Origin of the sequence: Arcicella sp. BE140 (assembly GCF_031456255.1) — a bacterium.
Lineage (GTDB): Bacteria > Bacteroidota > Bacteroidia > Cytophagales > Spirosomataceae > Arcicella > Arcicella aquatica.
The window spans coordinates 483,069-489,828 of sequence record NZ_JAVDUE010000003.1; the positions used below are offsets into that span (position 1 = coordinate 483,069).

A 6,760-nucleotide genomic window follows, 5' to 3' on the forward strand; every position below is an offset into this window, starting at 1 on the left:
TCTGTCTTGTTAGGCTTTTTATTCTTCAGTAAAATTTAATTCAATTACAAAATGATGACACTAATCAACGGTGCTTTCATTAATAAGAACCTCTGATTATTTACATTTATCGTAATCTGCTACGATATTTTTCATATTTAAATTATTGTAACTGACTTCGCTGTACTTTTCCTTGATTGATGGGCAATCGCTAAAATATTCAAAAACTCTCTTTTTTACGTTAATAAAAGTTGTTTGTACTCCTTCTGTATCGCCTGTTTTAGCCAACCAAAAATAAACTTCTGGGGCTATATTTTGACGTTCTGGGTTAGAGCTTTTCTGTGAAACAGGCGAATCTTCAACAAATAATTGTTCGTATAATGCAACTTTAGGGCCTTTATAGGTACGCTCTAAGAGGGTAAAGTAGGTAAACGTCAGCAATCTAAATTTACGAACAACAAACTCTTTTGAATCATCATTGCTCGTTATCTTCTGAATATTAGAAGCATAAAGTTGTTTAACCAATTCTTTACCATTAAAAAGTTTAATAGGAACTCCTACATCTTTTCCACCTAGCGTAGAGACTGCTCCGCTGTTGGTTATATTGAAATAAGGTTCTGGCTTTACAATTTTGATGGTTCCTTTAAAAGGTTCTTTAAAAAACTTATCACCTTCATAAGGAATGGCAGTGCCTTCAACAGTAATGAATTGGTGTTTTTCCAAGATTGCGTCAAGTGGTATCTCTTGAGTTAGTAAAGGTTCTGTTTCTTTTTTAGGGAATATTTCATTGATAAGTACTTCCTCTATTCTGTCTGAATACCTAAATTTTACGCCATTAAATTTTAACTCAATATCTACTTTTTTATATTTTTCTAAATAATCTCTTGCCATTTTTTCATCATGGTTTAGCGTATAGTAAACACACAAATTGTGCAAAGCAGCTCTTTTTATATCATTTTGGTCTGTATCATCTTTTTCATTGACAAACTCCCCCCAATATTTAATGTCATCTTTAGTGATTTCCTTTAACCAAGCATTAGTTCCTTGTTTTCTAAGCGTTTTGTTAGTTTCTTCGATAATTACGTTGAAGTCTTTTAAATCTGGCCAATTTTTAGCTTTGCTAAACTGAGCCAATGTAACACGAACATATTTTTCATGACCTTCTACGCCTGCTTTGTACATTGTCGCTAAAAAGTCTTCGAGCGCACTTTCAAGGTTTGCTTTAAATTTTACTTTATAAGCAGAATCGTCCGTTAGTTTTTTGGAAGCTTTGGGTTCTAGATAACTCCAATTCTTTTGAAATGTTCCCTGTACGTTCATAAACTTGTCGTAGAGGGTAATATAGAATCCAGTATATGCACCAAGTTTCATATCACTATACGCTTGTAGTAATACGACCACGTGTAAATCACCCCCATCAGTTACTTGTTTTAATGGATTGAATGAGACAGACGACAAAAGCGTTGAGAAGTCACTGTCGGGGAGATTTTTTATTTCTATCGGAGCATTTAAGGCAGTGTATTTAATGAGCCTTACATCAAAAGTTTTAAAATCTTTCAATTTGGGTTTTAAAGGGGCTGTTTGGGAAAGAGCATCAACTGTATATTCTTCAAATACTTGTGCAAAAATGGTAGAGCGAAGATTGAAAAATAATGCGATGGTGAAAAATAAGAGTAGTAATTTTTTGTTCATAATGATTTATTATTAAGATTAAAATATAGGAATTTGATTGGTTCAAACGTGATTTTCAAACATTTCCCAATATCCCAATTCCTGCCAAACAATCAAAATCCATCATCAATATCTTTTCCATATTTTATCATACGGTCATATATCAATAAAAAACCACCTAAAAATAGATGGCTAAGAGTAACAAAATATCAATAAATAGCGCTATTGTCCCCAAATCTCCCAAGCTTTTTCCGCTTGTCCATGAAGCATTTCTAATCCAAAATGCACGCCTTTGGCGCCATGCGCTAATCCTTTTTTTAAGAAAGTAGTTTCTAATGGATTATAGACAATATCGTATAATAAATGTTTGTCAGTTAATAATTCATAAGGGATAGCTGGAAAGTTTTCTACTTTTGGAAACATCCCTAAAGGAGTAGTATTGACGATAAAAAGATGCTCGTTCATTACTTCTTCTGTCAATTCCTCATACGTAATAGTATCTTCTTCCTTCGTTCTTGATACATATTGGGTGGTTAATCCTAAATCTTCCAAGGCTTGAATAATGGCTTTGGCTGCTCCACCCTTGCCTAATACTAATGCTTTTTGTGGTTTGATGGCTTGAAAATCTTCCCATTTTTCTAGCGTCCAACGGAAACCCCAATAATCTGTATTATACCCCTTGGTTGTGCCGTCGGGTAAAATTTTGATGGTATTTACTGCACCAATTTTCAAGGCCGCTTCGTCGATAGCATCTAAAAAAGGAATTACGTTTTGTTTATGCGGAATAGTCACGTTCAGACCTTTTAACGCTGGGCGATTGCTTTGTAACAAAGCAGGTAAATCTTGAATGTTTTCTAATTCAAATTTTTCGTAAGTATGGGTTTCGGCAATGCCTAATTGTTGGAATTTTTCAGTAAAATAGCCTTTAGAAAAAGAATGTCCGAGTGGATAACCTATAAGTCCGTAAAGATTCATGTTGATTGTTTTGGCTTTAAGCAATAAGCCGTAGGCTATAAGCTTTGTTGAAAATTGTTATTTTTAATTATTTTTAAGTAATGAGTCAAATAGCATAATGAAAAATTATTGATTTTAATCACTAAATAACTTACATCCCCTTACTCTCCATGTAAGACTGTAAAATAATGGTAGCAGAAATTTTATCAATGTTCCCTTTCTCGCGACGGTCTTTTTTTGAATAACCACTTGCAATCATGGCACTCATAGCCATTGATGACGTAAAACGCTCGTCATGCAAATGAATGGGCATTTCGGGGAATGCTTTTTTCAGCGTAGTAATAAAACCTTTTACTTGTGAGGTATTATTAGTGGCTTGTCCGTCAAGATTCACAGGCATTCCTACTACAAAAGCTTCTACGCTTTCTTTTTCCATATATACTTTCAGGAAGTTCAAAACATCTTTGCTATGGACAGTATCTAAAGCAGAGGCAATAATTTTTAAAGGGTCTGTTACAGCCAAACCTACTCTTTTAGTTCCATAATCTATGGCTAATATTCTTCCCATGATGGTTGGTGAACCTCACCCCCAACCCCTCTCCTTTAGAGAGGGGAGATTGTCGAATATATTTCCATCGTCAGAAAGAGAAGGGAAATACTAAGAACTTCACTCCCCTCTCTGAAGGAGAGGGGCAGGGGGTGAGGTTACGTTATTTTAAAGTCCCCAAAGTTACATCATTTTATTGGGCAAATATTTTCTTGACGAATTCTACGTTATTAAAATTCCTAAACCTCTTCGAAAATTATAGAACATTATATGCTTTTTGAAAATTTATTGGTATTTTGTTGTTAAAATAATATTCAGTTTGAAGATGAAGGAAAATAAGCCCGTGAATAATCAGCCGATGATTATCAGATTGCCCATCATAATTGCTTTTACTTTGGTAGCAGGAATGCTTATTGGTGCTAACTTTTTTAGTGGTCAGTCACGCATGAATAATGTAGCTAAGGGAGTAGCGAAATATCGTGAGGTACTTTCACTAGTTGAAAATAATTATGTAGATTCTGTTAGTACAGACTCTCTGGTGGAGTTCTCTATCAAAAAAATGTTAGAGAAACTAGACCCGCATACCTCTTATTTTTCTACGGAAGATGTAGCTGCAGCTCGTTCGCAGTTAGAATCTGGCTTTGATGGTATCGGTATAGAATTCAATGTGTTTAATGATACCGTTTATGTGGTAAATGCCATGGTTGGTGGCCCTTCTGATGCTGTGGGCATAAAAAGTGGTGACCGCTTGATTAAAGCAGATGGCGTTTCATTAATCGGACAGAAAGTAAATTCAAGCCTAATATTCAGTAAGCTGAGAGGCCCGCGTGGAAGTGAAGTGGAACTTGAAATAGTGAGAAGCGGAGAAAGCAAAATCAGACAGTTCACCGTTACACGCGATAGGATTCCTTCGTATTCTATCAACGCTGGTTTTATGATGGATAATCAGACGGGATATATTAAGGTAGATCGTTTCTCTGAATCTACATATGATGAATTCCATCAAGTATTATCTTCTTTAAAATCGCAAGGACTAAAACGTTTGGTGCTTGATTTACGTGGAAATCCGGGGGGGTACAAAGACCGTGCAGAGAAAATGGTTGATGAACTGCTATCAGACGAACGCCTGATTGTATATACCAAAGGCAAAGGTTCTAAGTTTGATTCACAGACATTCACTCGTCAGGAAGGTATTTTTGAAAAAGGAGCCGTAATTGTATTGGTTGATGAAAACAGTGCTTCTGCCGCTGAAATTGTAGCAGGTGCTTTACAGGATAATGACCGTGCCTTGATTGTAGGCAGACGCTCGTTTGGAAAAGGATTGGTACAAATGCCAATTACCTTGCATGATGGCTCTGAGTTACGATTGACTATTTCAAGATACTACACGCCAAGTGGTAGAAGTATCCAGAAACCATATTCGCTAGGGAAGGAAGAAGACTATGAAAAGGATTATGAAACACGGATGAAAAGCGGAGAATTCTTTAGTTCAGATAGTATTAAATTCAATGAGAAATTAAAGTATAAAACTGTTGCTGGGCGTACTGTGTATGGTGGTGGCGGTATTACGCCCGATGTGTTTGTTGCTCGCGATACAAGTTATTATTCTAAGTATTTAACGGAACTATTCAGTAAGAATGTTATTCGTGAATATGCGTTGAATTATGCAAACAAGAATTTAAAAACACTGGAAAAACTTAATTTTAAAGAGTTTAATAAGCAGTTTGTTGTAACAGATGCTATGATGGCGGATTTACAAAGATTGGCAACCCAAGCAAAAGTTAAACAGTCGGCTAAAGATTATGACCGTTCGAACAATTATATCAAAGGACAAATAAAGGCTTTGGTCGCTAGAAGCGTTTGGCAAAGAAAGGCGGGTAAAAACTTGAATAATGAATACTATCAAGTGATAACATCTTTTGACGAAACGATTCAGAAGGCCCTACAAAATTTTGATAAAGCCGATAAGCTTGCACATGGTGAGATAGTTGAAACGTTGACACATTCAGGGAAACAGTAAACAAAATGACTTTTTTATAAACGGTGGTCGTTCTAGCTTTCTTCTCATAGAGAAAAAGTCAGAGCGACCGCTGTTTATGATTGTTATCAAAATGTATTCAGAATGAAATTATCTAAAAACCAATTACCTCTTCAATCGGTAAATGGTCACCAACAAACTTAGCATAATATGCCTTGTTGATAATTCCTTTTTCATTAATCAAAAAGTCAGCTTCTAAACGCGACATCTTTCCATCATTTTTATATTTTCCTTTGTACAGTTTTTCTCCTGCTTTCACTTTTGCAAAAGCGCCTTTAAACAAAATGCCATTCATTACTTTTCCTAAAGAAGTTTCTAACTCAAAAGTTTTATACAACACTCCATCTGGGTCGGGTAATAACACAAACGGGATTTCTTCAACAGTAGCAAATTGAAGCAAATTCTCTTTAGAAGATTCATAAACCACTACCAAAATAATTCCTTTCTTTTGGAGTTGTTCATGCACTTTCATAAGCTGATGAACGTGTAAATTACAGATAGGACAGCCAACAAAGCGTTCAAAAATTAGGGCTACTTTCTTTCCTTTCAAGGTAGCCGAACTTATTTCATTGCCTTTAATATCGATGGCTGAAAAATTTGGAGCAATTTGATTAGATTGTAATTTCATGGGCTTGTTAATATTGGTCTCCGCAATAAAATAAGTACTGATTAATAATACTGAAAAAATAACTATTTTCAGTCCCCATTTTTTAGCAAGAATATTCATGTTAGAATTTGTTATTGTTTGATGTTACAATACTTTATTCCCATGAACTACCAAATATCACCAAGGCAAGAACATTTTTTTCAATAATTATTTATTTACCAATTTTCGGATAGTAGTCAAACATTTATTTTTTAGTGTACTTACGCTATGTTTGTTTTTATATCCCGACATCATCATAATAGCCTCTATGGGTTGATTCAACCAGTAAAATTGATGTAACACCTTTACACATCCTGCCGAAAGAACGTGCATTAATTCAGTAATTTTTTCAGCTAATGATGGCTCTTCATTATCAATAAATGATTCATCGATAGTATCGAAAGCGTCCATATTTTCGTGAGAAGCTTCTTTTTTATCACGTAGTTTTTTTAGCCATAGGTTTTTAGCAATGGCAAATAGATAGGTTTTTAGCGAAGCAGACAGCACAAAAGCTGGGTCACGTGATTTATGAATCAATGTGATTAATGATTCTTGAAAAATATCTTCTGCATCAGCTATCGTACCTGAATTTTGCAGAATATATTTTTGAATCGTTGGGAAATAGAATTTGTATAGCAACTGGAAAGCTGCATTTTCTTCTTTTCTAATTCTTAAAAGGATGTCTTGATCTTCCACTTTCGCAAACGGTATTTAGGTTATCAACAATAGCATTTGCTTATTTATTCCAAAACATATAAAATATCACCTGTTTAGTTAGAAAAATATTATAATTGAACTAAATATAAGTCATATAGAATTTAAAAATCATAAAACATGAGTCATCCCGAATTTTGTGGATGGCTTGCCAAATAAAAACCTCCTTGTTTATTTTGTGAATTACGACAAACACAAAAAACAGGAGGTT

The 6,760-nt window shown here is 34.7% G+C and carries 6 protein-coding genes; 1 reads left to right on the forward strand and 5 read right to left on the reverse strand.

What is annotated here, in order from left to right; genetic code table 11:
• Nucleotides 1–96 precede the first annotated feature (96 nt).
• From J2Y60_RS08060 to ruvX, 3 genes are all read right to left on the reverse strand, one after another.
• Nucleotides 97–1,671: a hypothetical protein gene (locus J2Y60_RS08060; protein WP_309915926.1), complete on the reverse strand. Its 1,575-nt coding sequence runs from the start codon at nt 1,669–1,671 to the stop codon at nt 97–99.
• Nucleotides 1,672–1,872: 201 nt separating this feature from the next.
• A complete protein-coding gene (gene aroE, locus J2Y60_RS08065; protein ID WP_309915929.1) occupies nt 1,873–2,625 on the reverse strand; it encodes a shikimate dehydrogenase in 753 nt (250 codons plus the stop codon).
• Nucleotides 2,626–2,755: 130 nt separating this feature from the next.
• Complete coding sequence (gene ruvX / locus J2Y60_RS08070) at nt 2,756–3,172, reverse strand: Holliday junction resolvase RuvX (RefSeq protein ID WP_309915932.1); 417 nt, start codon at nt 3,170–3,172, stop codon at nt 2,756–2,758.
• A gap of 304 nt (nt 3,173–3,476) precedes the next feature.
• Here ruvX and J2Y60_RS08075 point away from each other — a divergent pair, with 304 nt between their 5' ends.
• Nucleotides 3,477–5,171: a S41 family peptidase gene (locus tag J2Y60_RS08075; protein ID WP_309915935.1), complete on the forward strand. Its 1,695-nt coding sequence runs from the start codon at nt 3,477–3,479 to the stop codon at nt 5,169–5,171.
• A 112-nt stretch (nt 5,172–5,283) separates the two neighbouring features.
• On the opposite strand, the gene J2Y60_RS08080 is transcribed toward J2Y60_RS08075, so the two are convergent.
• Nucleotides 5,284–5,916, reverse strand: a complete 633-nt coding sequence (locus J2Y60_RS08080; protein ID WP_309915938.1) for a redoxin domain-containing protein — start codon at nt 5,914–5,916, stop codon at nt 5,284–5,286.
• A gap of 87 nt (nt 5,917–6,003) precedes the next feature.
• On the reverse strand, nt 6,004–6,531 hold the full coding sequence (locus tag J2Y60_RS08085) for an RNA polymerase sigma factor (protein ID WP_309915943.1): 528 nt from the start codon (nt 6,529–6,531) through the stop codon (nt 6,004–6,006).
• Between the last annotated feature and the right edge of the window lie 229 nt (nt 6,532–6,760).

Coding starts and splice junctions, on each gene's coding strand:
- J2Y60_RS08060 (WP_309915926.1), bottom strand. CDS start 1,671: ATGAACAAAAAATTACTACTCTTATTTTTCACCATCGCATTATTTTTC.
- aroE (WP_309915929.1), bottom strand. CDS start 2,625: ATGAATCTTTACGGACTTATAGGTTATCCACTCGGACATTCTTTTTCT.
- ruvX (WP_309915932.1), bottom strand. CDS start 3,172: ATGGGAAGAATATTAGCCATAGATTATGGAACTAAAAGAGTAGGTTTG.
- J2Y60_RS08075 (WP_309915935.1), top strand. CDS start 3,477: ATGAAGGAAAATAAGCCCGTGAATAATCAGCCGATGATTATCAGATTG.
- J2Y60_RS08080 (WP_309915938.1), bottom strand. CDS start 5,916: ATGAATATTCTTGCTAAAAAATGGGGACTGAAAATAGTTATTTTTTCA.